The following is a 26,198-nucleotide window of genomic DNA, read 5'->3' on the forward strand; positions in this document are numbered from 1 at the left end:
CCGTCCGGGCCACGAGCCCTGCCATTCCGCAGCTCCCCGTCAAACCGCGACCCCGTGCACCGTGACGGCCTCACGGCCCACAGCTCCCTGGAAGAAAGGCATACCACCCATGCCCACAACGGCAGACCGCATGCTCATCCGTGCCGCATGGCAACGACCGGCCTGGTCCGCGGCCTTCGTGATGGCCTGCGCAGTCGCGGCGGCCACGGGCCTTGCCCTGCCATCGATGCTCGCTGCCGCCACCGATGCGGTGATGCGGCACGGCGGCGGTTCCGGAGCGCTCATTCCGCTGGCCGCGGTCATGGCTGCCAACGCTCTGGGCCAGGTGACGGCTGGGTTGGCCGGTGCCCGATGCGTCACTGCGGCTCAGTCGTGGCTGCGCAGCGGCATGGTGCGCCATGTGCTCGCTCTGGGGGCTCAGCGCGGGCGCCGGTTCGCCGCCGGCGACCTGACCAGCCGCCTGCTGGGCGACGCCGGGCATGCCTCCTGTGCTCTGCCCGTCACCGCATCGCTGATCAGCGGGCTCAGTACCGCAGTGGGCGCAGTGGTCGCACTCTGGCTGATCGACATCCGCCTGGGGGTGGCCTTCGTCCTCGGCGTGCCCCCTGCCGTGCTGCTGCTGAGACGTTTCCTGGTCGGTTCCACCGACCTGCACGGGCGCTACCAACGCACGTTCGCCTCCATCGCGGTACGGCTGTCGGACGCGTTGACCGGCGTACGCACGATCCGCGCCGCAGGCACCACGAACCGCGAAGTGGAACGTGTCCTCGTGCCGCTGACCGACCTGGCGGAGACGGGCCGGGCGACATGGCGTCTGCAGCGGAAGGCGATTTGGAAAGGCATGGCTCTGATGCCCCTGATCGAGGCGATGGTGCTGGCGGTCGCGGGCCTGGCCGTCGTTCACGGGGACATGAGCCCGGGCCAGCTCCTGGCCGCCGTCGGTTACATCGCCTTTGCCCTGTCCTTCTTCGGGCAGATCGACGCGCTCATGGAACTGGCAGGCGTGCGGGCAAGCGCCCGAAGGATCAGTGAAGTGCTGTCCCTGCCGACCCAGCCGCGGCCCGCGCGGCCGCGCAGTCTCTCCCCCGGCACGGGGGAGGTGGCCTTCCACTCGGTCACCGTGACCGAGAGCGACCGGCGCGTTCTCGACCGCCTCGATCTGTACGTTCCCGCGGGTGCCTCGCTGGCCTTGGTCGGCCGCTCGGGCTCCGGCAAATCCACCCTGGCCACGCTGATCGGACGCCTCACCGACCCTGACGAAGGCACGGTGCTGCTCGACGGCGTCGATGTCACCGCGATGGATCCCGACGAGCTCCGCCGCCAGATCGCCTACGCGTTCGAACGACCGGCGCTGATCGGGGACACCATCGCCGACGCCATCGCCTACGCCCGCCCAACGGCGACCCGGGCCGACGTGGAGCGTGCAGCGGGCACGGCTCGCGCTGACACCTTCATCCGGAGGCTGCCCCAGGGCTACGACACCCCGCTGTCGAGCGCACCGCTCTCCGGCGGCGAGGCACAACGTCTGGGCCTGGCCAGGGCCGCCGCCCAGAACGCGCGGGTACTGGTGCTCGACGACGCCACGTCCAGCCTCGACACCGTCACCGAGGCGCAGGTCACCCGTGCGCTCACCGGCCAGTTCCGCGGCCGGACCCGTGTCATTGTCGCCCACCGTGCCGTCACAGCCGCCCGCGCCGACTTGGTCGCCTGGCTGGAGGACGGCCGCATCCGCAGCGTCGCCCCGCACGAGCGCCTCTGGCAGCACCCGGAATACCGCGCCGTGTTCGACACGGCCGACGCGCTCACGACAACCGACCCCGCTATGACAACCGAACCCCTTACGACAGTGGAGGACCGATGAACCGCAGCGGCTGGCACCTGCTCGTCGAGCACGTGCGACGACAGCGCAGCACCACGGTCCGACTCGCCGGGTGGTCGGTGCTCGAGGCGCTGCCTGCGATGGCCTCCGGCGCGCTGCTCGCCCGTGCGCTGGACCAGGGCTTCCTCGCCCAGCGGCCACTGGCCGGCCTCGGTTGGCTCGCCGGGTTCGCCCTGACCATGCTGATCGGAGCCTTTGCGACGCGCCAGATGTTCCCCCACCTCGCCGCGACGGTGGAGCCGCTCCGTGACGCCCTGCTGCACCGTCTGATCGATGCCCGGCTGACCACTGCGGTGGCACATCCGGACGGCACCGACGACGCCGATGCCGCCCGGCTGACCAATCTCGCCGAGGACACCCGCAGGCTCCTGACAGCTCTGCTGCGGACTCTGCGCCCCCTCGTCTTCAAACTGCTCGCCGCTCTGATCGGCGTCACGGCGCTCGCCCCCGCCATCGCACTGCTGACCCTGCCGCCCCTGCTGCTGGCACTGACGCTCAGCACGGCCCTGCTGCGTGCCACTGCCCGGCGTCAGCGCGCCGTCCTCCTCGCGGAGGAGGAGATCGCCCGCGTATCGGGATCCACTGTGGCGAGCGTCCGGGACGTCCTCGCCTGTGCCGCCGACCAGCGTGCCTTGGCGGATATCGACCGGGTCATCGACGCGCACGCCCGCGGCGCGGCTCGCCTGGCCCGACTCGTCTCCCTGCGCACCCTGATCATCACCATCGGCGGACACCTTCCGCCCCTGGCCCTGCTGGCCGCTGCCCCCTGGCTGGTCAGCCACCACAGCCTGACCACAGGCCAGATCATCGGCGCGTTGAGCTACCTCAGCGCCACACTGGTCCCCGCTCTGAACTCGCTGGTCGGTACGATCGGCTCACGCGGCCTGGAACTGGGCGTCGTCCTGCGCCGCATCGCCGAAGCGACCACCTCGACCTCCGACAGCAACCCCGAGGCCTCCTCCGACTCCTCCGAGGGCTCTCGTGGCCTACAAGCTCCGGACCTGTCGCTCCACGACCTGACCTTCGCCTACGGGCCCCATGCCGCACCTGTGCTTCAGCACGTCGACCTGAAGGTGCCCCACGGCGACCACCTGGCGATCGTCGGTGCCAGTGGCATCGGAAAGTCCACCCTGGCTCAATTGCTGGCCGGTACCCAGCGTCCGCAGAGCGGATACGTCCTCCTGGGCGGCACCGCGCTCACCGAGCTGCCCGCGCACACGGCGCGCAACGCCATCGCCGTGATCCCGCAACAGGCCTACGTCTTCACAGGCACCCTCCGCGAGAACCTCACCTACCTCAATCCCCAGGCACCTGAGCCGGACATCGCGGCCAGCGTCGACGCGGTCGGCCTGCGCCCCCTGGTGGAGCGTCTTGGGGGATTCGACAGTCAGCTCGGCCCGGAGGGCCACCAACTCTCCAGCGGCGAACGTCAGTTGATCACGCTGGCCAGAGCGCACCTGTCCTCGGCGAGCATCGTCATCCTCGATGAGGCGACCTGCCACCTGGATCCGCTCGCCGAGGCCCGCGCGGAACGGGCCTTCGCCGCCCGCCCGGGAACGCTGATCGTCATCGCCCACCGCCTCACATCCGCGGCCCGCGCCCGGCGGGTGCTGGTGCTGTCGGAAGGCTCGTACGCGTTCGGCACCCACGCCCAACTCGTACGGGACAGCGCGCACTACGCCGACCTGGTCGGTCATTTCGACGCGGCCCACATGCGAAAGGAGGCGGCAGTGAACACTTCTCATGCTGGTGTCATGTGTGGCCTCAAGACATAGACGACAGAAGAGTCTCAGGAGAGGCTTGACGGCAGTCTCGGGACATTCTTGACGGCCGCGATCAGCTCCTTGATCCTTGACGTTGTGGCGGCGGGGGAAGATTCCGAACAGGGACCAACGTGGCTGGTAGAGCAGCGATACCGCGCTGTCCTTCAAGTGCTCGATGGTTCTCCAGTCAGCGAAGTGGCCGTTCGGTACGGCGTGTCGCGCCAGACGATCTACACCTGGAAGTCCAAGTACAACGCCGGCGGGCTCGAAGGGCTGCGGGAGCAGTCCCGGCGTCCGCGGTCCAGTCCCACGCGGATAGCGGCCGAGGCCGAGGCCCTGGCCTGTGAGATGCGGAGGGCGAAGCCCCGTTGGGGTACCCGGCGGATCGCCTTCGAGATCGCTCGGACCAGCCCCGCCGCAGCTCCGTCACGGGCAACGGTGCATCGCGTTCTGGAACGCAACGGGCTCATCCGGCAACAGAAGCAGCAGCATCGCCGCAAATACCGGCGGTGGCAGCGCGAGAGGCCAATGCATCTGTGGCAGCTGGACATGGTCGGCGGGATCTACTTGGCCGACGGCCGCGAGTGCAAGATGCTCACCGGGATCGACGATCACTCCCGGTTCATCGTCGTCGCCACCGTCCTGGCGGTGCCATGCGGGCGGGCCGTCGCGGACGGATTCGTGCGCGCGATGCGAACCTACGGAGTGCCGGCGGAGGTCCTCACCGACAACGGCAAGCAGTTCACCGGCCGCTTCACCAAACCCCGGCCTGCCGAGGTGCTGTTCGAGCGTGTCTGCCGGGAGAACGGCGTCACCGCCAAGCTGATCAAGCCGTATTCACCGACCACGACGGGGAAGATCGAGCGTTGGCACCAGACTCTGCGCCGTGAACTTCTCGATGTCTCCGGCCCGTTCGCCGATCTGCCCGCCGCCCAGGCCGCCGTTGATGCCTGGGTGCACACCTACAACCCTGGGTGCACACCTACAACACAGCCAGGCCCCACCAGGCCCTCGACATGGCCACCCCCGCCAGCCGGTTCCGGCCGAACCCACCGCCGGAACCGACAGTTGTCGCCGCTGCAGCTTCCCTTGAAGAACCATCAATCGCGGCCGAGCCCGAGGCGCCGGTCACCATGCTGATTCCGCCCTCGGCGCCGCCCATGGAGTTCGAGACCGTCGTTGCAGCCAGCGGCCTGGTCAGCGTGCTGCCCCGCGTTCAGCGGGTCAGGCTCGGCAAGGAGTACGCGGGACGCCGCGCACGAGTGTGGGCAGACGAGCAAACGGTCCACATTGTCATCGACGGTCAGCTGGTCAGGAGCGTCGCGTCGTGTCTCGACGCCGGCAATCTGTCACCTTCCTCATCCTGCCGCTCTACACCAAGGCCGTCCTGGAGGCGACCGGCGCAACCCTCGGCCTCCTGGAAGGAGCCCTGTGGCTGGGCATGCTGCTGGGCGCCTTCAGCGACAAACGGCTGCCCGGCCACCCCGGGCGCGTCGGGGCCGGCTGTCTGCCACTGTTCGGTGCGGCCCTGGCCGTTCCCGGGCTGGTGTCCCATCAAGGCATCGTCCTGGGCTGCCTGGCCCTCGCCGGATGGGCGGTGGGCGTCACCAACGTCGTGTTCGTGACCCTGTTCCAGCGCACAGTGCCGACAACGGCGAAGCCGGCCTTCTTCACCGCCCTGCTCGCGCTGCTCGGCACAAGCTTCCCGCTGGCCGCGCTGGTCTTCGGGGTACTGGGCGACCTCGTCTCCCCTTCCACCCTGTGCCTGGTGCAGACCGCGGGTCTGCTCCCGATCGCCCTGGCCCTGCTGGTCCGCGCTACCGGAACGCACGAAATCACCACGGCTGCATGAGACTTCGTCCGCCGGCCTTCGCGCCGGCCGTGACGTCGACCAGGTCTCCGGACCTACGAGGGCCGGTCTCAGCGCTCGCCGTGCCGGGCGCGGTTGATGGCGACTTCGACGCGGGAGGTGAGGCCGAGTTTGGAGAGGACGCTGGAGACGTGGGTCTGTACGGTGCTGCGGGAGACGAACAGGCGTTGAGCGATGTGCGGGTTGGACAGGCCCTCGGCGACCAGGTCGGCGACTTTGCGTTCCGTGACGGTCAGGGCGTCCCAGCCGTGGGTGGGGCGGCGGCGCCGGCCCCGTACGCCGCGCCGGGCGCCCAGCGCCCGCAATGAGGACTCGGCCCGTGACAGGTCCCAGGCCGCCTCCAGCTCCTGGTAGCCGACGATGGCCTCCTCCAGGTCATGGAGGGCTTCCTCGCGCTCCCCGCGCTCCGCCCAGACCCCGGCGGCGTCCTCGTAGCACCGGGCCCGCTGCCAGGTCCGGTGCAGCGCTCCACACCGCTCGGCAGCCGCCCGCAGCGCCTCCGCGTCGCGTTCCAGCAGTCCTTGGCAGGAGCGCAGTCCGGATTCCAGCAGGCCGGGTTCGGCATGCTCGGCCCGCTCCGATACGAGTTCCAGAATGCCGTGGGCCCGATTGGTCTGGCCCTGCTCGATGGCCAGGCGCACCACCTCGGGCGCCAAGGTCGTCAGCCACAGGGCGGGCAGGTTGCCGCAGTCGTGGCGGCACAGCTGCTCCAGCATTTCCAGAGCCTGCTCGGGGTGGCCGCGGTACTGCTCGTAGCGTGCGTGGGCCCAGCGGGGGAAGGAGCCGATGAAGGCGTCGCCGGGGGTGGACGGGGAGCGGACCGGCGCTCGGGCCAGGTAGGTCTCGGCGGTGGGCACCTCGCCGCGGTGCAGTGCGAGCAGCGCGCCCAGCCCGTACAGCCCCCGGCCGACGTCGCTGTACTCCGCCACTTCCCGTCCGGCCTCGATCTCGGCTCCGGCGTCGTCCCACCACCCTCCGATGAAGCGCACATACGCCCTGTACAGATGCCCCCACAGCATGTCCCCGGCGGATTTGGCTCCGCCGGCCTCCTCGGACGGCTGGCGCACGGCGGCCACCGCCTCGTCGAACCTGCCCAGGTCCAGAAGCGCGCTGGACCGGAAGATATCGAGGGCGGCCGCGTGCCCGTGCGCCTGCTCCAGCAGCTTCCACGCTGCTCCTGGCCGGTGGGTGATCAGGTCCGCGAGCGCCAGTGCCACCAATGCCTGGGAGACCGCGGAGGCATCGGCCGCGCCCGACGTGCGTACGGCTTCCGCCACCTCCCGGCCCCGCTCAACTTCCCCCAGGTTGCACAGGCGTGTCGCGTACCACGCCAGAAATCGCTGGCGCTGTTCAGGGCTTGTATCGGGGTGGGAGGCGGCTTCCTGCGCCAGACGCACGTACTCATGGGTCGTCGTCATGCCCGCACGGTCACCGGCGGCCGCGACTTTCACAAGGACCCAGCGCAATTCGGTACGCAGCTCCGGATCGTCGGTACCGGCGAGGGCCTGCGAGACCACCTGCCGGCATTCCTCAATGCGCCCCTGGTACTCCAGCGCGCGGGCCAGCACCACCCGCAGCCGCTGCGCCCGGGCATCCGCCGGGTCGGCGTCGGCCAGGCCCCGCTGGAGCAGCTCCACAGCCCCGTCCCGGTCCCTGGCCACCAGCCGGTCGGCGGCGCCATCGAGCCAGTCCAGCCCCGCCGGTCCCAGCGTGCCCCCGGAGCGCCGCAGTTGGTCGGCGACGCGCACGACCGGCTGCCCCGCCGCAGCCAGGGCCAGTCCCAGCTGTTTGTGCATCGCCTGCCGCGCGGAGACGCTCATGGTCTGCTCCAGCGCCTGGCGCACCAGATCGTGACGGAACGTCAGCTGCTCCTCCGTCTCGACCATGACCCCGGCACGCTCGGCCAACTCCAGCTGCTGGTACAGCTGTTGCGGCGGCAGGCTGGTAGCCGCGGCAAGTTCGTCGACACCGAAACGGCTGCCCAGCAACGCCGCGGTCCGCAGCACCTCGGTCACCTCCGCGGGGAGGAACACCAGCCGCCGCATGATGACCGCATGCAGTGATTCCGGCGCGCCGGCCGCCCGGGCTTCCGTCTCCACCTCCGCCGTATCGTGACCAGCCGTATCGTGACCAATGGTGAGCCGCCCGGCGGCGTTCAGGGCTTCGACCAGCTCGGCGACGTAAAAGGGATTGCCGGCGGCATCGGCGGCAAGGCGGCGCAGGGCCGGGCCCGCTGCGGCGGCGCCGGTCAACTGCGTCAGCAGCTTCTCCACATCGTGTTCCGACAGCGGCCGCAGAGTGATCGTCGCCGCCCCACGCTGCGACAGTCGTGCGGTGAGTTGGTCCAGCTGCGGTGTGCTCTCCCCTGAACGGATCGCCAGCAGCACCAGCAGGGGCAACTGCTCGACCAGACGGCTGATCCGCTGCAGGCACAACAGGCTCTGCGGATCCGCCCACTGCGCATCGTCGAGTACGAGGGCGATCGCGCCGTCTTCGCACAGGTCCTCCACCACTGCGATGACCTGTTGGAGCAGCGCCATCTCGTCACCCATGACCGGTGGACCGGCCCTGTCACCCGGCCCGGTCCGGCCCTGTTCCGCCACCGCTGCCTGCTGCCGTGCCGCCGCCGAGCGCCGACCCCGGTCCAGGCAGTCCCCGATCGCGCTGAACGGCAAGGCGGTTTCCAGCAGGTCCGCGGCGCCCCGGCACACCTGCATGCCCAAACCGGCCAGCTCCGGCTCCAGCGCCCGCACCAGCGTGGTCTTGCCGATACCGGCCTCTCCCGAAATGAGCACCACACCGCCATGCCCGGCGCAGGCCCGGCGTGCGGCCTCCAGAACCTGGTGCACCTCACTGTCGCGGCCCACCGGCGCTGCCACAGCCGGACCGCTGCGGACACCTCTCCTCATACGGGTAAGTCTCGCGTACGTGGTTCAAAAGGGCTCTCCGGAGCCAACGGGACAGATGCCGCCGGCCCGTCGCACTGTCCGCCCAGGTCCTGGCGCCTCCGCTTGCGTTACCTGGCGGTATCCCCTGAGGCGGCCGATGTTCCCGCACCGCCCCCACGCGATCGAGGAGACGTTACTCGTCGTTACTCCATGAGGTCACCGATGTTCCGGTACCGCCACTGAGGTCATCGTGAGGACAGCTCAAGCAGCCCGGCCCGCCACGGCCGACGCGAGCACTCACCACGCACAACGCCCCCACGCACACCGGAGAAGACCCCAGATGGCCGACGGCCTGTGCCCGCGCGCACCACGGATTCTGCGAGCAGCTGAGGGAACGCGCATGACGGCCGTCATTGCCGAAAACCTCGCCGGTGGGCGGGAGAAATCCCCACCCAAAAGTTGCGGCTCTCAACTTCTTACGACTTCTTGCGGTCGCGACCGTACAGGCAGAGTGCCGCTCTCATCGCAACACTGACCGACCCCACGTGCATGACCGATCGAATCGGTTCGAGGTATGGCGACGGAAGACCAAACCAGCAATTTCTCCACTGCACCCGATGGCATCCCGCTATCCCCTGAGGATTTCAAGAAGCTGGACGTCGAAGCACTTGTCACGCGCTGCCGGCAGGGCGATCAACGCGCATGGGCCGAGCTCAACCGCCGCTTCGAGCCCCTGGTGCGGGCGGTGGCCCGCTCGTTCCGGTTGCACCCGGCCGACTGCGAGGACGTCTGCCAGTCGACCTGGATCCGGATTATTGAGGGGATCAGCTTCGTCCGTACCCCGGACAAGCTGCGGGCCTGGATCGTGACGGTCGCCCGGCGCGAGGCGCTGCGCCACCGCACCCGCTCCGAGCGGCACGTTCCGGTGGGGGGCGGGCATGACCTCCATGACATCGCCGACACCGGAGTGACACCGGAGGAGCGCGCTGTCGAGCGGGCCGAGGCCGCTCTGGTGCGGGCAGCGGTCGAGCGCCTGGATCCGGGCCACCGTGCCCTGCTCCTGCTGCTGTTCTCCGACACCTCGCCCAGCTACACGGAGATCAGCGCGCGGCTGGGCATTCCCCGCGGGTCGATCGGGCCCACTCGGAAGCGTGCCCTGGAGCAGCTGAAAGCGCTCCTCGAAGCTGAATGGCAGGTGAACAGTTCGGGTGATGGCGCGTTCTTGTATCCGTGACGGGCGTTCGGTGCCCTGTTCCGATGACGACGCCGCCCGGCGTTCGTCGTCATTGACGAATCATGGTGAATCAGTGGACGGACGGGGCTTGGAGATGGGCAGCGGAATGCATCGGTCGGCATTGAACAATACCGGTGTGTTCGAGCGTCTGCGGTGCGAGGGAAATCAGCCGGTACCGACCTACCCCTCCTATGTCGACGGTGCGGAAATCTACTCCGACCGTTACGCATACACGGTCAGCAGTCGGTCGATTCTGGAGGACGTATTCGAAAGCCTCACCCTGAAGCGCCGACTCGAACAGGGTCGGCTGGATGTGCGCACGGTCGCCGGCAAAGTCGTCGGGCGCTGCGCCATCGCTGACGCCGAGACGGTCGAGGCGGCTGTGCGGGCCGCCGCCGCGGCGGCGCCGGAGTGGGCGGCCGTCCCGCTGGACGAACGGCTGCGGGTGGCCGAGGCGGTGCGCGAACGGGTGCGGCAGCACCGCGCGGAACTGGTCGAGGTGCTGATCGCCGAGGGCAACCCGCGTGCCCTGGCCGAATGGCAGGTCGCCGGCATGCTCGAAGGCGTCAGGGAGGAGACCGTCGCCTGGTGCGCGGAGCAGATGCACCGCGAGTTCCGGCACGGGCCGCGCCGTCTGGTGGTGCGCCGGATGCCCGACGGTGTGGTGTGTGTGAACCCGCCGCAGAACGCCCCGGCGGCCAGCGCCCTGTTCGCGACCTCATCCCTGCTCGCGGGCAACGCCCTTGTCATCAGGGCACCGCAGAGCGGGCCCCTGGGCGTGATGTACGTACTGCGCGAACTGGTGGTACCAGCTCTGGCGGAGGTGGGCGCCCCGCCAGGTGTGCTGAACGTGTTCTGCGCACGGCCCAGCCCGGTGCTGCGGTCCTGGCTGGACAGCCCGCTGGTCGACGACATCTTCTACACCGGCGGCGTGGAGCGGGGCCTGGAGCTGCAGGCCGAGTGCGTGGCGAAGGGCAAGAAGCCGATCCTGGAGCTGGCCGGGAACGACTGCGTGGTCGTCTGGCGGGACGCCGACCTGGATCTGGCCGCGGAGGCCCTGACCGAGAGCTTCTACGGCTCCGGGCAGATCTGCATGCTGCCCAACCAGGTCGTCGTCCACCCCGAGGTCGCCGACGCCCTGATCGAGCGGATACGGGTCGCGGCGGCCGCTCTTCGCCCGGGTTACCCCGATGACGAGGGCGCGCTGCTGTCCCCCGTGCTGCGCAGCGAGCGCTTCTTCGCCTACGTACGGGACGCGGTGGCGCGGGGTGCGGCGGTCGTCCACGGAGCGCGCCGGCTGGAGGTGGACGGTTCGGTGTCGGACACCGGCCCGTTCCTGGAGCCCACGGTGCTGCGGGTGAACGGCCTGGACGGATGCCGGGATGTCGCGGCGGTGGACGAAGAGACGTTCTTCCCCCTGCTCCCGGTTGTCGTACCGGAGCCGGAGGCCGACGACGTGCTGCTCGCCCGGGTCATCGACCACGTCAACACCAATCGCTACGGCCTGCGCAACTCCCTGTGGGCCACGGACAGTTCGGTGGTGGATGAGTTCGTACGCCGGGTCGGCAACGGCGGAATGCTGAAGGTCAACGACTCCCACATCGGCTTCGTGCCGTATCTGCCCAGCCACGGCGGCACCGGGCTGACCGGCGGTGTGTTCGGCGAGGCCAACTACCTCATGCTGCGCACCTCCCATTTGCAGGGGGTGTCCATTGCCGACGGTGTCCGGCCCCGCGACGCCGTCTTCGACGCCTACACGACCATCCACAACTGAGCCCGCCACCTCTGGGAACCAAGGAGTCCGCGTTGCAGTTCATGGAAGCCGACAACACCACATGCGACATCCTGATGCCGGGCCTGCGAAGGAGCCTGGCGGAGATACCCCTGGCTGAACTGGAAGCAGACCGAAGCTCCGCCATCGACCTGTTCCGGGGCCATTACGGACCAAATCTGCTGGTGCCCGCCTCCTACGGCGGCACCGGCGCCAAGGCACTGGACGCGGTCAGAACGGTGCGCGCGCTGGGCGCGGTCGCCCCCTCCCTGACGGTGGCGACGATGATGCACCACTTCTCGGTCGGCTCGCTGTTCGCCGTGGCCGAGGTCGCCGGCACACCCGCTCTGGAGTCGGCGCTGCGGCGCATCGCCGACGAGCGGATGCTCGTCGCCTCCGGCTTCGCCGAGGGCCGGGTCGGCCAGGGCATCCTCACTCCGACGATGCAGGCCCGCCCCGTCGACGGCGGATATCTGATCTCGGGGACGAAGAAGCCGTGCAGCATGGCCGAATCGATGGATCTGCTGACGGCCAGCGTAGCCCTGCCCACTCCGGACGGCTCGACGGCGATGGGGGTGGCGCTGCTGCCGGCCGATGTCCGCGGCCTGACAGTGCACCCGTTCTGGTCGACGTTCGCACTCGCCGGCGCCCAGAGCCATGAGGTGCGGCTGAACGAGGTGTTCGCGACCGAGGACGAGATCCTCGCCCCCACACCGGAGCTCGCCGACCGGCTCTTCGAGGTGCACGGCGTCGGCCTCATCTGGTTTCAGATGATCGTCTGCGCGGCCTATACAGGGATCGCCAGCACGCTGGTGCAGCGGGTGCTGGAGCGGTCCCGCGGTACGGCCTCGGACCGTGCCGCCCTCGCGGTGCGGATCGAGTCCGCCGCCGCGCTCACCGAGGGCCTGGCCCTGCGGGTGGACAGCGGCGATACCGGCAACGACACCCTGGCTCGCGCCCTGGTCACCCGGTACGCCGTCCAGGACACGGTGGTCCGGTCGGTCGGTCAGGCCGTGGAGCTGCTGGGCGGGATGGCCTATGTCTCCTCCTCCGACGTCGCCTATCTGGCTGCCGCCTCGCAGGCGATCGCCTTCCACCCGCCGTCCCGCACCAGCGCGGCCGAGGGCCTGTTGGGCTACTTCGCCGGCCAGCCGCTGCTGGTGGCCTGACCGACAGGAGCGCACCACTCATGAACACCACAACCCGGGCGGTCGGGCCCGAGGATCTGGCACGAACCGGTGAACGCTGGCGCAGCCACCTCAGCAGGGGACGGGCCGCGGTGGCCGAGATGGCGGGCAGCGAGGTGGAGGTCGCCTCCTCCGGTGCCTGGGTACGCACCAGCAGCGGCCGCGACCTGCTCAACTGCGGCGGCTACGGCGTCCTGATCACCGGTGCCCGGCACCCCCATGTCGTCACCGAGGTCTACCGGCAGCTCACCACGAACCCGGTGTCCACCCGGATGCTGCTGGAGCCGGAGGTCGGGCGGGCAGCCGAAGCGCTGGCCTCGGTGACACCGGCCGGCCTGGACAAGGTCCACTTCGCCTGCTCCGGCGCCGAGGCCGTCGAGGCGGCGCTGAAGATGGCCCGCACACACGGCAAGTACCACCTGATCTCCATGGAACGCGGCTACCACGGCAAGACGTTCGGAGCGCTGAGCGTGACCGCGCGCGAGGTGTTCCAGGACCCGTTCCGGCCGCTGCTGCCCGAGGTGTCCCATGTCCCCTTCGGCGACGCCGAACGGCTGGAGACCGAACTCTCCCGGTACGAAGGCGTGGCGTGCGTCATTGTCGAACCGGTGCAGGGCGAGGGCGGTGTCATCATCCCTCCCGACGGATATCTGCGCGACGTACGGCGACTGTGCGACGAGTACGGTGCGTTCCTCGTCCTGGACGAGGTGCAGACCGGGCTCGGCCGGCTGGGGTACTGGTGGGGCGCGGACCGGGAAGGTGTGGTCCCCGACGTTCTGCTGGTCGGGAAGGGCCTCAGCGGCGGGGTCGTACCCGTATCGGCGGCCGTGGCCACACGGGAGGCGTTCGCCGCCTTCGACCGGGACCCGTTCATCCACACCTCGACCTTCTCCGGCAGCCCGCTGGCGGCCGCCGCCGCACGCGCCTCGATCCAGGCGATCCGCGAGGACGGCCTGGTGGAACGCGCTGGCCGGCTCGGCGACACGCTCCTCCCTGAACTGGAGCGCATCGCCCGGTCGATCCTGGGCGACCGCGTCCGCGAAGTCCGTGGTCTGGGCCTGCTGATCGGGATCGAATTCACCGTGCCAGGACTGGCCGCCGACCTGCTGATCGAGCTGATGGCGGCCGGCGTGATCGCCAACCACTCACTGAACACCTCCCGCGTGCTGCGGCTGACGCCGCCGGCCGTGCTCACCGACAACGACGTGAGCGTGCTGCTGTCGTCGTTCGAGCAGGCCGCGCGTGCCGTCCTGGCCTGAGGCCCCGGCCGGACCACAGCAGACCGAGGAAGAACCCGACCGAGGAGCAACCCGATGAGAACCATTCATCTGCGGGCCGTGGTGCCCGCCGACGACCCGGACAAAGCCTTCGAACGGCTCGTCGACTTCGCCGAGTACTCGACCCTCGCCGACGATGTGCGGTCGGTGCGCGTCCACCCTGCGCCGGGGCCCGGACAGCCGCGGATCAGCGACTGGGAGGTCAACTTCCGGCGGGGGATCATGCGGTGGTCCGAGCGCGACGCCATCGACGACGCCCGCCGATGGATCGAATTCCACCAGACCGAGGGCGACTTCGAGGAACTCCACGGCACCTGGCGGCTCGACGGAACAGCCTCGGGCTGCGAAATCACCTTCGAGGCCACGTACGACTTCGGCATCGACAGCCTGGCCGGGATCATGGACCCGCCCGCCGAGCGCGTGATCAAGCGGTCCATCTGCTCCGTTCTCGCCGCCCTCTTCGGAGAGGTCACCGTCGTCGAGGGCGGCGAGGCCCTGACCGACCTGGCGGCCCCGGGCAAGGGCGTGCACATCGCGGCGGGAAACCCGTGACGGCCGCGCCCGCCGGGTCCCGACGGCCCCGGGTCGCCCGGTCCGCACCGGACCCGGGCCACTTCTGGAAGGTGGTCCGGCAGTTCGCCACCGGTGTCTCGGTGGTGACCACCGGGCGCGGGGTGTCCGCGCACGGAGCGACGGTGACCTCGTTCACCTTCATCTCTCACGATCCGCCGCTGGTCTCGGTGTGCCTGAAGGAGGGAAGCGTGCTGCTGGACCTCATCGGCCCCCGCGGCAGCTTCACCGTCAATATGCTGTCCAGCGAACAGACCGCGCTCGCCCGGCACTTCGCCGACCGGCGCCGACGGCCCGGAGCGGCCCAGTTCGACGGCGTGCCCTGGAGGCCCAGCCCGGAGGGCACCCCCCTGCTGGCTGACGCGGTGGGGTGGCTGCGGTGCCGGGTCTGGCGCCGGATGCGAGCCGGCGACCACGAACTGATCCTGGCCAGGGTCACGTCGGTGGCCGACGGCATGGGCCGGCCGCTGCTCTACTTCGGCGGCCGACTGCACCCGGCGGCGATCGAGGACGCCCCATGAGTCCGTCCGCTCCCGCCGCCGTGGTCTGCGGGGTCGGCTCCTGGGTGCCGCCCCGGGCCGTGACCAACGAGGAGCTGGCGCGGCGCCTGGACACCTCCGATGAGTGGATCCGGACCCGGACCGGCATCAGCCGACGCCATGTGGTGGACCCCGGTGTATCCACCTCGGAGCTGGCCACCCAGGCGGGACGGCGCGCCCTGTGGTCGTCCGGGCGGCCCGATGCCGACGCCGTCGTCCTGGCCACCACCACACCGGACCGCCCCTGCCCGGCGACCGCTCCGGAGGTGGCCAGCCGCCTCGGGCTGACCGGTGTTCCGGCCTTCGACATCGCCGCGGTCTGTACCGGGTTCGTGTATGCACTGGCCGCGGGCGCGGGGCTGATCACCTCCGGGATCGCTCAGCGGGTCCTGGTGATCGGGGCCGATGCCTTCACCACGATCCTCGACCCCTGCGACCGCACCACCACCGCGATCTTCGGCGACGGGGCAGGCGCTGTGGTACTGCGCTGCGGTGATCCCGGGGAACCCGGCGCGGTCGGACCGTTCGACCTCGGCAGCGACGGTGATCTGGCCGACCTGGTCGCGGTGGCGGCCGGCGGCTCGCGCCAACGCTCGGCCGGAACACCGGCGGCCGAGGCGGACCACTACTTCCGGATGGACGGCAGACCGGTCTTCCGGCAGGCCGTGCTCCGGATGGCCGAGTCCGCACAGCGCGTACTGGAGCGGGCCGGCTGGAAGATCGAGGACGTGGACCGTTTCGTGGCCCACCAGGCCAATGCGCGGATCCTCGCCTCGGTCGCGGCCCGTCTCGAACTGGACGAGACGCGGATGGTGCGCAACATCGACCGGGTCGGCAACACGGCAGCGGGCTCGGTCCCGCTGGCACTGGCCGAAGCGGTGGCCGACGGCACCATCCGGCCGGGCCACCGGGTGCTGCTCAGCGCCTTCGGCGGCGGGCTGACCTGGGGCTCCGCCGTACTGCGGTGGCCCGACGTGCACACCGCCCCCTGACGCGCACCCGCGTGCGCAACCCCCCTCACCACCTTCCTCCACACCATCACACGATTTGAGGAGCCCTCATGAACAACAGCGCCCTGTTCGACAACCTCACCGCCCTGCTCTCGGAGCGATTCGGCATCCCCACCGGCGAGATCCGCCCCGAGGTGAAGCTGCGGAGCCTCGATCTGGACTCGCTGGCCATGGTCGAGTTCGGCCTGGTCGCGGAGAACCAGTACGGCATCCGCATCTCCGAGGACGACGTGTCCTCGGACGACACCGTCGCCGACCTGGCCCGGCTGATCGAGGACAAGGGCGGGGAGGTGTGATGCCGGCCAGGCGGATGCGATACGACGTTGCGGTGACCGGCGTCGGCATGGTCACTCCGGGCGGTATCGGGGTGCGCCCCAGCTGGGATCTGATTCTGCGAGGTGACTCCACCGCTTCGACCGACCCCGAACTGGCGGGCCTGCCCGTCGACTTCAGCTGCCGAGTGCCGGGATTCGATGCCGACCGGCTCCTGGGCCGGCGGATCGCCTGGCGGCAGGACCGCATGGCCCATCTGGGGCTGGTGGCCGCCCGCGAGGCGATCGCCGACGCCGGACTGGACCCGAAGAGCTGGGACGGCACCCGGGTGGGCATCGTCGTCGGCAACGCGCTCGGCGGGACCAGACTGTTCGAGGAAGCGCGCAGCGCGCTGGTCTCCGAAGGGCCTCGTCAGGTGCCCCCCATGCTGATCCCGCAAATGGGGCTGAGCTCGCTGGGCGGCTTCCTCGCCATCGACTGCGGGGCCACCGGACCGAACCTCACCACGGTGACCGCGTGTGCCTCCGGCGCGACCGCCATCGGCACGGCTCGCGACCTCCTGCGGTCGGGAGTGTGTGACGTGGTCCTCACCGGCGGCACCGAGGCGGCGCTCAGCCCGACGATCATTGCCGCCTTCCATCAGCTGGGTGCGCTGTCGAACCGGGGCGACGACCCGGCCACCGCGTCCCGGCCCTTCGACATCGGCCGCGACGGCTTCGTGGCCGCCGAGGGCGCCGGGATTCTGGTACTGGAACGGCCCGCCGACGCCCGCGCCCGCGGCGCCGAGCCACGAGCCCTGATCAGCGGTTATGGGGCATCCGCCGACGCCTACCACCCCACCGCGCCGCGGGCCGACGGGGCCGGGGTGGAGCAGGCGGTGCGGATGGCACTGGCCGACGCCGGTACTCCGCCGGAGGAGGTCGATCACATCAACGCGCACGGCACCTCGACACCGCTCAACGACGTGGCCGAGGCCCAGGTGATCCGGCGGGTCTTCGGTGACCGGCCCGCGGTCACCTCGGTCAAGGGCGCGCTCGGCCACACCCTCGGTGCGGCGGGTGCCATCGAGGCGATCTGCACGGTCCTGTCGGTCCAGCACGGTGTCGTACCGCCGACGGCGAACCTCAACAACCCTGACCCGCAGGTCGAGTTGGACATCGTCACGAAGGCACCCCGCGCGATGCCGGTCTCCACCGCGATCAGCAATTCCTTCGGCTTCGGCGGGCTGAACGCGGTGCTCGTCATCAACGCCGCATGAAACGGCAGCGGTTCACACTTCGCACAGGAAGGCACAGACATTGCTGTTGCAGGGCAAACGGCTCCTGGTCACCGGGGTGCTCACGGACAGTTCGATCGCCTACAACGTCGCGCGGATCGCCCAGGAGCAGGGGGCCGAGATCGTCCTCACGGGGTTCGGCCGCGGACTGACGATCACACGCACCGTGGCGGAGCGGCTGCCGGCCCCGTGCGACGTCCTCGAAATGGACGTGACCGAGCCCGACCATCTCGAACGGGTCGCCGACGGCCTTCAGCGGCGGTGGGGCCGGCTCGACGGGGTGGTCCACGCGACCGCCTTCGCACCGGCATCCACGCTCGGCGGCGGGTTCCTCACCGCCCGGTGGGAGGACGTCGCCACCGCGTTCCACGTATCCACCTACTCGTTCGCCGCCTTCGGCCGGGTCTTCGGGCCGCTGCTGGCCGCTTCCGAGCACGGATCCCTGGTGGGGCTCGACTTCGACGCCGACCGGGCCTGGCCCGGCTACGACTGGATGGGCGTCGCCAAGGCCGGTCTGGAGAGCTGCTGCCGCTACCTGGCCCGGGAGCTGGGACCTCAGGGGGTGCGGGTGAACCTGGTGGCCGCCGGCCCGCTGAGGACGGTGGCGGCCAAGTCCATCGAGGGCTTCGCGGCCTCGGAGCAGCTGTGGCCGCGACTGGCGCCCCTGGGCTGGGACGTCGCCGACACCGAACCGGTCGGCCGGGTGGTCTGCGCGCTGCTGTCGGGCTGGCTGCCCGCGGTGACAGGGGAAGTACTGCACGTCGACGGCGGAGCGCACGCGATCGGTGCGCCGGCCCTGGACGGGCCCGGGAAAGAGTCGACAGAAGCGAAGGAGCTTGCGTAATGCGTGTGTTCAACAACCCTGCCGAGCTGGCGCTGGCCATCGGTGACCGGTTGGGCGAGAGCCCGTGGCACCTGGTCGACCAGCGGCAGATCGACCAGTTCGCCGAGGCCACCGGCGACCATCAGTGGATCCACGTCGACCCGGAGCGGGCCCGCAGCGGCCCCTTCGGCGGGACCATCGCCCACGGCTTTCTGACCGTGTCGCTGCTGCCCTCGCTGCTCAGCCGGATCGTCCGGGTCGACGGCGTGGAGGTGATGCTCAACGCCGGTCTCGACCGGCTGCGGTTCCACAGCCCCATCCCGGCCGGGGCGCGGGTGCGCGCCGTGGCCGACCTGACCTCGGTGAAGCCGCGAGCCGGCGGCTTCACCGAGGTGATTCTCTCGGCCTCCCTGGAGGTCGAGAACCAGCGCCGGGCTGCCCTCACCACGGACGTGCGCACCCTGCTGCGCGCTGCGGCGCCCGCGCTGGCCGCGTGAACGCGTGGGGGTCCGGCTCTGGGCACCAGCCGGACCCCCACGCTCCGGTGGGCCCAAAGGCCCGACCTCTGGCCGCACTTCCCCAGGAGACGCTATGCACACCCCCGAAGCCCCCCGTGTCCGGCCCGCGTCGTGGAGCGACACACGCCTCCTTTACGCGCTGGAAGAGGTTGTCGAGACCGAACTCAACCGGCACCTGAACGTCGCCAAGGAGTGGATGCCGCACGAGTACGTGCCGTGGAGCGACGGACGTAACTTCGACGGGGTCATGGGCGGCGAACCCTGGGCGCCGGAGCAGTCCAAGGTCTCCGACATCGGCCGCATCGCGCTGCTGGTCAACCTCCTGACCGAGGACAACCTCCCCAGCTACCACCACGAAATAGCCACACTCTTCGGCCGCGACGGCGCCTGGGGCACGTGGGTCCACCGCTGGACCGCCGAAGAGGGCCGGCACGGCATCGTCATGCGCGACTACCTGCTCACCTCACGGGCCGTCGACCCGGTCGCGCTGGAGCGGTTCCGTATGCAGCACATGTCGGAGGGCTACGAATCCGACCACCCGCACAGCATGCTGCACTCGATCGCCTACGTCACCTTCCAGGAACTGGCCACCCGCATCTCGCACCGCAATACCGGCCACCACTCCGGCGACCCGGTATGCGACCGGATGCTGGCCCGGATCGCGACCGACGAGAACCTGCACATGGTCTTCTACCGGAACCTGCTGGCCAAGGCGTTCGAGCTGGCTCCCGACCAGACCATGACTGCCGTCCGCGACGTAGTGGTGAACTTCCGCATGCCGGGACACAGCATCCCCAGCTTCGAGCGGGCCGCCGCCCGGATAGCCATCGGCGGGGTCTACAACCTACGGATCCACCACGACGACGTACTCCAGCCCGTCCTCCGCTTCCTCAAGGTGCTGCAGATCTCCGGGCTCGGCCCCGAGGGACTCAAAGCGCAGGAGGAACTGGGCTTCTTCATGGAGGGCCTGAACGGCCAGGCCGGCAAGTTCGACGAACGCCGCGAGGCTCTGCTCGCCCTGCTGGCCCCGGGCAAACCCGCAGCCTGAGGGGCGTGGCCAACCCCTGACATCCGTGAGCGGGACGGGCGGCCTGTGGCCTTCAAGGGCTTGACGCCCCCTCAAGGGCTATGAGGACAACGACATCGCCGGGAGCTCACGACGTCGCGGGAGTTCACGCCGCCCACTATCGGCTCGGCGGCCGCGCCGCTGCTCTCTTCCCCCTTCCCTCTTCCGGAGGCCGTCCATGCTGCAGCTCCTCGGAGCGTTCCTCTCCCGCAGGGCTCGTGCGGTCCTCGCCCTCGCCGGGATCGTCGTCATCGTCATGGCGGCTGCCGCGCCTGCCGCCGTCAGCACGCTCAAACGCGGCGGATTCGAGGATCCTGGCGCCCCCTCCACCCGGGCGGCGCAGCTGCTGGACCAGGAGTTCGGCGGCACCACCGACCTCGTCCTGCTGGTCCGCCCGGACCGCGGCACGGTCGACTCCCGTGCCGCGCGCGCCGCCGGTCGTTCCCTCACGGAGCGGGTATCCGAACGGGAAGGCGTCGAGAGCGTCCTCTCGTACTGGCAGCAGCGAAACCCTGCCCTCCGGGCCGAGGACGGCCGCGCGGGACTCCTCCTGATCCGGCTGGCCGGCAACGAGCAGCAGGTCACCGAGCGGGCCGAGGAGCTGATCGACGACTACGCCGACGGGGACGCGGCCGGCCGGGATCTCACCGTCCTCGCGGGCGGACCGGCCGGTACCAGCCATGACGTCGTCACACGGCTCGCCGGCGACCTGGGGGTGGCCGAGGCCGTCGCGGTACCGGTCACCCTCGTCCTGCTCGTCTTCATCTTCCGAGGTCTGATCCCCGCGTTGGTTCCGCTGGCCATCGGCCTGGTGGCGATCCTGGGCACCTTCGCCGAGCTGTACGTCCTGGGCAGCGTCACGGAGGTATCGACCTTCGCCACGAACCTCACCACAGCGCTCGGCCTGGGCCTGGCGGTCGACTACGGGCTGCTGATGGTCAGCCGCTTCCGTGAGCAGGTCGCGGCAGGGTACGAAGTCCAGGAGGCCGTGGTGCGCACGGTGGCCGGCGCGGGCCGCACCATCCTCTTCTCCGCGGCTACGTTCACGGCCGCGCTCACCGCACTACTGATCTTCCCGCTCTACCTCCTGAGGTCCTTCGCCTATGCCGGGATCGGGGTGGTCGCCATCGCCGCACTGGCCGCCCTCGTTCTCGCCCCGGCATTGCTCACCGTGCTGGGCCACCGCGTCGCCGCGCAGCCGCGGACGCGGGGCCGGCACCGGGCGGCGAGACCCGCGGATCAGGCGCTGCCCACGCTCGCGGGACGCCGTATCGCTCGGTCACGGCGGATACCGGGCCGGCACCGGGCGGAGCACCCCGCCGCATCGGAGCCCGGGCCACAGGACGCGGGGGTGCCGGCGCTGTGGGGCCGGATCGCCGTGGCCGTCCTCCGGCGGCCGCTGCACGCGGCGCTGCCCGCCGTAGCCGTACTCCTGGCCGCTGCCGCGCCGCTGCTCGGGGCGGAGTTCGGTATCCCGGACGAACGCGTCCTGCCGGAGGAATCCGCCAGCCGGACGGTCGCCACCGCCGTGCGCGAGGACTTTCCCGGCGGCGGGATCGCCGACCCGGTCGAGATCGTGACGAACGGCCCGGCGCTCACCAGTTCCCAGATTGTCGCGTACGCCGGCACCCTCGCCGCCCTCCCCGGTGTCGACGCCGTCGAGACCAGCGCGGGCACCGTCCAGGCGCTCTCCCGCCGCGCCAAGGGCCCGGCCGACCCGTCACGGACCGTTGCGGGCCAGCAGCACCTCACCGTCCGCACGCACACCGCCCTGGGTACCTCCGCCGAAGAGCAGCGCCTGGTCCGCCAGATCCGCGAGACGGCGCCCCCACACGGAACCGAGGCTCTGGTCGGCGGACCCGCTGCCCGGCTCACCGACACCAAGCACGTCATCGGCGAGCGCCTGCCGCTCGCCCTGCTGATGATCGGCACCACCACGTTCGCGCTGCTGTTCTGCTTCACCGGCAGTGTGGTGCAGCCACTGCGTGCCCTGGCGCTGAATCTGCTCGGGCTGGGCGCGGTCACCGGTGCCATGGTGTGGATCTTCCAAGAGGGGCACCTCTCCTCGCTGCTCGGCTTCACGCCGACGCCGATGGACACCGCCATGACGCTGTTGATGCTGTGCATCGTCTTCGGGCTGTCCATGGACTACGAGGTCTTCGTACTGAGCCGGATCAAGGAACTCCACGACCAGGGCCTCCCCACGGCCCGGGCCGTGCCGACCGGCCTGGCACGCACCGGGGCCATCGTCTCCGCGGCGGCCGCGCTCCTGACGGTCAGCCTGCTGGCCCCCGTTTTCGGCTCGGTGAGCTTTATGCAGATGTTCGGCCTCGGCAGCGGCCTGGCCGTGCTCGTGGACGCGACCGTGATTCGGGGCGTGCTTGTACCGGCCTGTTTCGGGCTGCTCGGTGAGAACGCCTGGTACGCGCCCCGGTGGCTGCGCCGGGTGCACGCACGGATCGGTCTCGCGGAGGCACCGGCCGAACGCGGGGCGGGCTTCGTACCCCTCCGTCATCCACGGCGCCGGCAATCGACCGCTGATACGCCGCCGCACACAGGCGGCAGCGGCAGCGCCGACTGCTCTCGGAGCTCGGCTGATTGCCTGTCACCTTCCGAACGGTGCAAACTGGCCCGGGCTTTCCCGATGCTGTGCCAATGGCACCGGAAAAGGATCAACGCATGACCGGAGAAAAGGCCGGCCTGATCGGCAAGCGAATATGTGCCGGCCAACGGCTCAGCGAAATGTTCTGCGCATCACCGCAGAATCGGCCAGTATTCCACCTGTCACTGTAGAAGGGCGACCGACTTTTCGCAGCGGCCTACTCTTTCGGTCCCGTCGATACCGAAAGCCGAATGAACAAACCCCGGATGTCCCGGCGCCGCCCGCGCACTGCGAAGGTCGGGCGTTCGGCCCGGATGAACTAGAGGGTGTCTGAGAAGTCCCGTTCAGGGCAGGGCTTTTGAGGTCCGGTGCAAAAGGAGCATGACCGTGGCCAGGTAGATCGCGTTCTCCTGGCTGGCGGCCAGGTACTCGTAGTCTATGGAGAGTCTCCGGTATCGGCCCAGCCAGGCGGTTGGGTCGGCCGCGTGGCGAAGTATCTACCGTGGCAGGTCCTTTTCCTCGCGGCCTCCCGCCGAACCGGACTTGATGGTTTCCCCGATCACCCGGCTCGTGATCACAGCGTGAATGATCTGGCCGCCTGCGCCTCATGGATTCGGTCGTGGCAAGCGTCGCAGGCCACAACTGTCTTGCGGCGTCGGTCGAGCATGACGCGTGCCCAATCGGACGGCGGCCACCCGGCATGAGCAAGATCAGCAAGAGCACGAATGTGATGCACCTGGACATCACCGTTGCTCCCACAGATTTCGCAGGTGTCCGTCAAGAGCCGTGTGACCAGCTCTTTGTGCGGATAGTCCACCCAGACCGGCCGTCGGTCGACTACTTTCGCCGACCGCTGCCGATAGCCTGACCGTTGACACGCCGGTAATGGCCGGTCTTTTTCGTGTCGTTGCGCTGGATCGCGATCTCATAGCCAAGGAACTTCGCAGCCCGGGTACGGGCATGAGTTGGCATCCGGACGGATCGGCCTCCGCCCAGCGGTCGTTACGGGGATGGCCGCTAGGCGACGGCGTCCATCGGCCTGTCGTTGCCGGGCCTCGACGGCGTTTTCTGGTAGACGGCCCCCTGGTCCGCCCTGCTCGGTCCGGGCCTGGCTCCCGTGCTGGTGTGGACCACGGACCTCGTCGTCGGCAACGCCCCGTCGCGGCTGCCGGGCTCGCCTCTGGGCCCCAGCGGCGGCCGCGGCCCGTGCGCAGGGGCTGTTGATCCCGGCCAATGGCCGCTTCCCACGGAGTCCTCTGCCGTGGGAAGCGGCCGACGGTACCGTGTCCCGCCACCCCGCGGCCGGCACCGTCGCGTCCAGGAAAAGTGCGGATGATATCCGACCAGCGGCCGCAAAACCAGGATCACCGCACCGTAAGTGCATCGCGCCGCTGGTCCTGCGTACCGTCCGCGGCATGAGTCACCAGATCACCTTCCTCGCGTTCGGCTCACGCGGCGACACCCAGCCCTACCTACCCGTCGGCCAGGCACTTGAGAAACGCGGACACCACGTGCGCATCGCCACCGGTCGCATATACGCCGACCTCGTACACGACGCCGGGCTGGAGCACATCCCGATCGATCTGGACGTCTCCCAGGTACTCAGCAGCTCCGACGGGCAGCAGTGGCTCGGCGCGGAACGCAACCCGCTGCGCCTGGCCAAACGGCTACGGCCGCTCACCGCCGCCTATGCCGACCAGGTTGTCTCTGACATGGCCGATGCGTGCGCGAGCGCCGACGCGGTCGTCTGCTCCGTGTTCGGGATGATGTTTCGGCCCGTGATCGTGCCGCCGACAACACCGTTCTGCTACGGCGGTCTGCAACCCATGTACCCGACACGGGACTTCCCCACCATCCAGCTCTCTCACCGGCGCTCTCTGGGCGGCCCGGGCAACCGATGGAGCCACCGCGTCGTGGAGAACACGCTGTGGCGTGCCTTCCGCTCGGCACTGGTCCGGCGATCGGCCGCCGGCCGGCGCGTTCCGCTTCGCGCGCCCACCGCCCAGCTGCGGCGCGCCGGACACCCGCTGCTCTACGGCTTCAGCCCGACAGTCGTGCCACGGCCCGCCGACTGGCCGTCCTTTGTCCATGTCACCGGCTACTGGTTCACCGAGCTGTCCCCGTCCTGGGCGCCATCGCCCGAGCTCAGCGCCTTCCTCGACAGCGGCCCGCCGCCGGTCTTCGTCGGCTTCGGCAGCATGGTGCCCAACGACCCGCGGGAGACCGGGCAGCTGGTGCGCACCGCTCTGCGGCGCGCCGGACTACGGGGCGTGCTCCTCGGCGACCCCGCTACCGAGCCCTCGGACGACGAGTTCCACGTGATCAGCGGGGCACCGCACCAGTGGCTCTTCCCCCGTATGGCGGCCGTCGTACATCACGGCGGCGCGGGCACCACGGCGGCGGGTCTGCGGGCCGGAGTACCCCAGGTCATCACCCCGTTCTTCCTCGACCAGCCGTTCTGGGGAGAGCGCCTCGCCGCGCTGGGTGTCGGCACCCCGCCCCAGTCGATCCATCACCTGTCCGCTGACGGCCTCTCCGACGAGGTCCGCAGGGCGGCGGCCGCCGACGGCCCGATGCGTGAACGAGCACACGCCGTCCAGGAACAGGTGGCGGCCGAACGCGGTGCGGAACGGGCGGCCGTCCTGCTGGAACAATGGCTGGCACGGGTCCGGTAGTTGGGGGCGCAGCACGATCGACACACCATCGCCCATAGTGCCCGTACAGCGGCCAGGCGCAACTGGCACCGGCCTCGGGCTTCGGCCCGAGGACAGGCGAGTTCCGTCGGTGAGAATCAGGCAGACATCGGCTTGGCACAGGGGAGGCTGTACTGGGCTTCCTCGGTTGTGCGCGGTGTCCTGGACGTCAGCCTCGTGGCCGGGTGGAAAGTGGTCACCACAATCCGGTCGATGTGTCCGGGGGCGATGCCGTGCTCGGCCACCACGTTGAGAGTGGCCTGCACGGCCGGGTGAGCCCATCGGCAGACCGGGAGGGGTTTGAAGTACTGATCCAGAATCAGCCACCGGTGGCCCAGGTCGGCCCAGACATCGGGGCCGTCGTCGGTCCCCGGGGTCGCCAGTGTCGCCGGCGCTCCGGTGAAGCCGTCGCCGGCCAGCAGGGCCGCTGACACCCCGGCGAGGGCTCCCCACGCGGAGCTGTCCTTGACCATGGCGGGGTGGTCGATGCACCGCATCATCGGGGCCCTCGGGGCGTGGTATTCGGCGATTCCGAGCGCGTGCGCGGTGGCATCCTGCCCGAGTTGGAGGGCACGGGCGCCGATCGCGGCGGCCCCTGGACGAGTCTTTCCGAATGGGTTCAGTGGTCCCTACCTTGTTGATCGGGATGAGCGAGCCATGCGTAGGGTTGGCTCACCCAGGGGTGTCGGGTGTGGCTTTCAGTGGTCTGCCGTCCGTGGCTTCTTACGATTCGCCGCCCGCCCCCCCGACGACTCGGCTGCTGTTTAGATCGTATGAAGCGTCGGCGGGTTCGATCGCAGCAAAGGCCAAGACCGATGCCCCTCGCGTAAGTTGACGCGGGTAGCTCCGTCGGCGTCACGTGGACTAGTGCTGCGTTCCTGTTTGGGCGGGTATATGTGCTGGTAGCGGGGCAGATTCGGATGCTCGGGGCGGGTGCTGAGCGATGGTCTTGTGGGCGC

The 26,198-nt window shown here is 69.9% G+C and carries 20 protein-coding genes and 1 pseudogene; 18 read left to right on the forward strand and 3 right to left on the reverse strand.

Features of this window, described 5'->3' with window-relative positions:
* Positions 1 to 181 precede the first annotated feature (181 nt).
* The 4 genes and pseudogenes from AB0O76_RS37125 to AB0O76_RS37140 all read left to right on the forward strand — a co-directional run bounded on the left by AB0O76_RS37125 (position 182) and on the right by AB0O76_RS37140 (position 5,494).
* Positions 182 to 1,861, forward strand: a complete 1,680-nt coding sequence (locus tag AB0O76_RS37125; RefSeq protein ID WP_365500979.1) for an ABC transporter ATP-binding protein — start codon at positions 182 to 184, stop codon at positions 1,859 to 1,861.
* Positions 1,858 to 3,654 (forward strand): ABC transporter ATP-binding protein, encoded by a 1,797-nt coding sequence (locus tag AB0O76_RS37130; RefSeq protein WP_365500937.1) that lies wholly within the window; start codon positions 1,858 to 1,860, stop codon positions 3,652 to 3,654. The genes AB0O76_RS37125 and AB0O76_RS37130 overlap by 4 nt, the downstream gene beginning before the upstream one ends.
* Positions 3,655 to 3,738: 84 nt before the next feature.
* Positions 3,739 to 4,599, forward strand: a pseudogene (locus AB0O76_RS37135) (IS481 family transposase); the annotation flags it as partial.
* A 370-nt stretch (positions 4,600 to 4,969) separates the two neighbouring features.
* The gene (locus AB0O76_RS37140; RefSeq protein ID WP_365500983.1) at positions 4,970 to 5,494 is read left to right on the forward strand and encodes a hypothetical protein; all 525 of its coding nucleotides are present in this window, start codon (positions 4,970 to 4,972) and stop codon (positions 5,492 to 5,494) included.
* A 68-nt stretch (positions 5,495 to 5,562) separates the two neighbouring features.
* Here the strand turns inward: AB0O76_RS37140 and AB0O76_RS37145 are convergent, their stop codons facing one another.
* A complete protein-coding gene (locus tag AB0O76_RS37145) occupies positions 5,563 to 8,421 on the reverse strand; it encodes an AAA family ATPase (RefSeq protein WP_365500939.1) in 2,859 nt (952 codons plus the stop codon).
* 553 nt (positions 8,422 to 8,974) lie between these two features.
* On the opposite strand from AB0O76_RS37145, the gene AB0O76_RS37150 reads away from it, so the two are divergent.
* The 13 genes from AB0O76_RS37150 (at position 8,975) to AB0O76_RS37210 (ending at position 22,627) form a co-directional block, all read left to right on the forward strand.
* Positions 8,975 to 9,634 (forward strand): sigma-70 family RNA polymerase sigma factor, encoded by a 660-nt coding sequence (locus AB0O76_RS37150; protein WP_365500941.1) that lies wholly within the window; start codon positions 8,975 to 8,977, stop codon positions 9,632 to 9,634.
* A 136-nt stretch (positions 9,635 to 9,770) separates the two neighbouring features.
* Positions 9,771 to 11,408 carry an aldehyde dehydrogenase gene (locus AB0O76_RS37155; protein WP_365500943.1) on the forward strand — a complete coding sequence of 546 codons (1,638 nt, stop codon included), beginning with the start codon at positions 9,771 to 9,773 and terminating at the stop codon, positions 11,406 to 11,408.
* Between the two features lie 41 nt (positions 11,409 to 11,449).
* Entirely contained in the window at positions 11,450 to 12,574 is a 1,125-nt protein-coding gene (locus AB0O76_RS37160) for an acyl-CoA dehydrogenase family protein (RefSeq protein ID WP_365500981.1), read from the forward strand.
* Positions 12,575 to 12,594: 20 nt separating this feature from the next.
* Positions 12,595 to 13,851, forward strand: coding sequence for an aminotransferase class III-fold pyridoxal phosphate-dependent enzyme (locus tag AB0O76_RS37165; protein ID WP_365500945.1), 1,257 nt, complete (start codon positions 12,595 to 12,597; stop codon positions 13,849 to 13,851).
* Between the two features lie 54 nt (positions 13,852 to 13,905).
* Positions 13,906 to 14,421: an SRPBCC family protein gene (locus AB0O76_RS37170; protein ID WP_365500947.1), complete on the forward strand. Its 516-nt coding sequence runs from the start codon at positions 13,906 to 13,908 to the stop codon at positions 14,419 to 14,421.
* On the forward strand, positions 14,418 to 14,960 hold the full coding sequence (locus AB0O76_RS37175; RefSeq protein ID WP_365500949.1) for a flavin reductase family protein: 543 nt from the start codon (positions 14,418 to 14,420) through the stop codon (positions 14,958 to 14,960). The genes AB0O76_RS37170 and AB0O76_RS37175 overlap by 4 nt, the downstream gene beginning before the upstream one ends.
* Positions 14,957 to 15,970: a beta-ketoacyl-ACP synthase III gene (locus AB0O76_RS37180; protein WP_365500951.1), complete on the forward strand. Its 1,014-nt coding sequence runs from the start codon at positions 14,957 to 14,959 to the stop codon at positions 15,968 to 15,970. Before AB0O76_RS37175 ends, AB0O76_RS37180 begins: the two co-directional genes overlap by 4 nt.
* 68 nt (positions 15,971 to 16,038) lie before the next feature.
* The gene (locus tag AB0O76_RS37185; protein ID WP_365500953.1) at positions 16,039 to 16,284 is read left to right on the forward strand and encodes an acyl carrier protein; all 246 of its coding nucleotides are present in this window, start codon (positions 16,039 to 16,041) and stop codon (positions 16,282 to 16,284) included.
* Entirely contained in the window at positions 16,284 to 17,519 is a 1,236-nt protein-coding gene (locus AB0O76_RS37190; protein ID WP_365500955.1) for a beta-ketoacyl-[acyl-carrier-protein] synthase family protein, read from the forward strand. The genes AB0O76_RS37185 and AB0O76_RS37190 overlap by 1 nt, the downstream gene beginning before the upstream one ends.
* Before the next feature lie 40 nt (positions 17,520 to 17,559).
* The gene (fabI, locus tag AB0O76_RS37195; protein ID WP_365500957.1) at positions 17,560 to 18,381 is read left to right on the forward strand and encodes an enoyl-ACP reductase FabI; all 822 of its coding nucleotides are present in this window, start codon (positions 17,560 to 17,562) and stop codon (positions 18,379 to 18,381) included.
* Entirely contained in the window at positions 18,381 to 18,857 is a 477-nt protein-coding gene (locus tag AB0O76_RS37200) for a MaoC family dehydratase (RefSeq protein WP_365500959.1), read from the forward strand. The genes fabI and AB0O76_RS37200 overlap by 1 nt, the downstream gene beginning before the upstream one ends.
* Positions 18,858 to 18,951: 94 nt before the next feature.
* Positions 18,952 to 19,926: an acyl-ACP desaturase gene (locus tag AB0O76_RS37205; protein ID WP_365500961.1), complete on the forward strand. Its 975-nt coding sequence runs from the start codon at positions 18,952 to 18,954 to the stop codon at positions 19,924 to 19,926.
* A 196-nt stretch (positions 19,927 to 20,122) separates the two neighbouring features.
* The gene (locus AB0O76_RS37210; protein WP_365500963.1) at positions 20,123 to 22,627 is read left to right on the forward strand and encodes an MMPL family transporter; all 2,505 of its coding nucleotides are present in this window, start codon (positions 20,123 to 20,125) and stop codon (positions 22,625 to 22,627) included.
* 493 nt (positions 22,628 to 23,120) lie between these two features.
* Here the strand turns inward: AB0O76_RS37210 and AB0O76_RS37215 are convergent, their stop codons facing one another.
* Entirely contained in the window at positions 23,121 to 23,363 is a 243-nt protein-coding gene (locus AB0O76_RS37215; RefSeq protein WP_365500965.1) for a hypothetical protein, read from the reverse strand.
* Between the two features lie 598 nt (positions 23,364 to 23,961).
* On the opposite strand from AB0O76_RS37215, the gene AB0O76_RS37220 reads away from it, so the two are divergent.
* A complete protein-coding gene (locus tag AB0O76_RS37220; protein WP_365500967.1) occupies positions 23,962 to 25,221 on the forward strand; it encodes a glycosyltransferase in 1,260 nt (419 codons plus the stop codon).
* A 116-nt stretch (positions 25,222 to 25,337) separates the two neighbouring features.
* Here AB0O76_RS37220 and AB0O76_RS37225 read toward each other — a convergent pair whose 3' ends face one another.
* Complete coding sequence (locus AB0O76_RS37225; protein ID WP_365500969.1) at positions 25,338 to 25,712, reverse strand: hypothetical protein; 375 nt, start codon at positions 25,710 to 25,712, stop codon at positions 25,338 to 25,340.
* Between the last annotated feature and the right edge of the window lie 486 nt (positions 25,713 to 26,198).

Source organism: Streptomyces sp. NPDC086554, from assembly GCF_040686095.1.
In the GTDB taxonomy this organism is placed as follows: Bacteria; Actinomycetota; Actinomycetes; order Streptomycetales; family Streptomycetaceae; genus Streptomyces.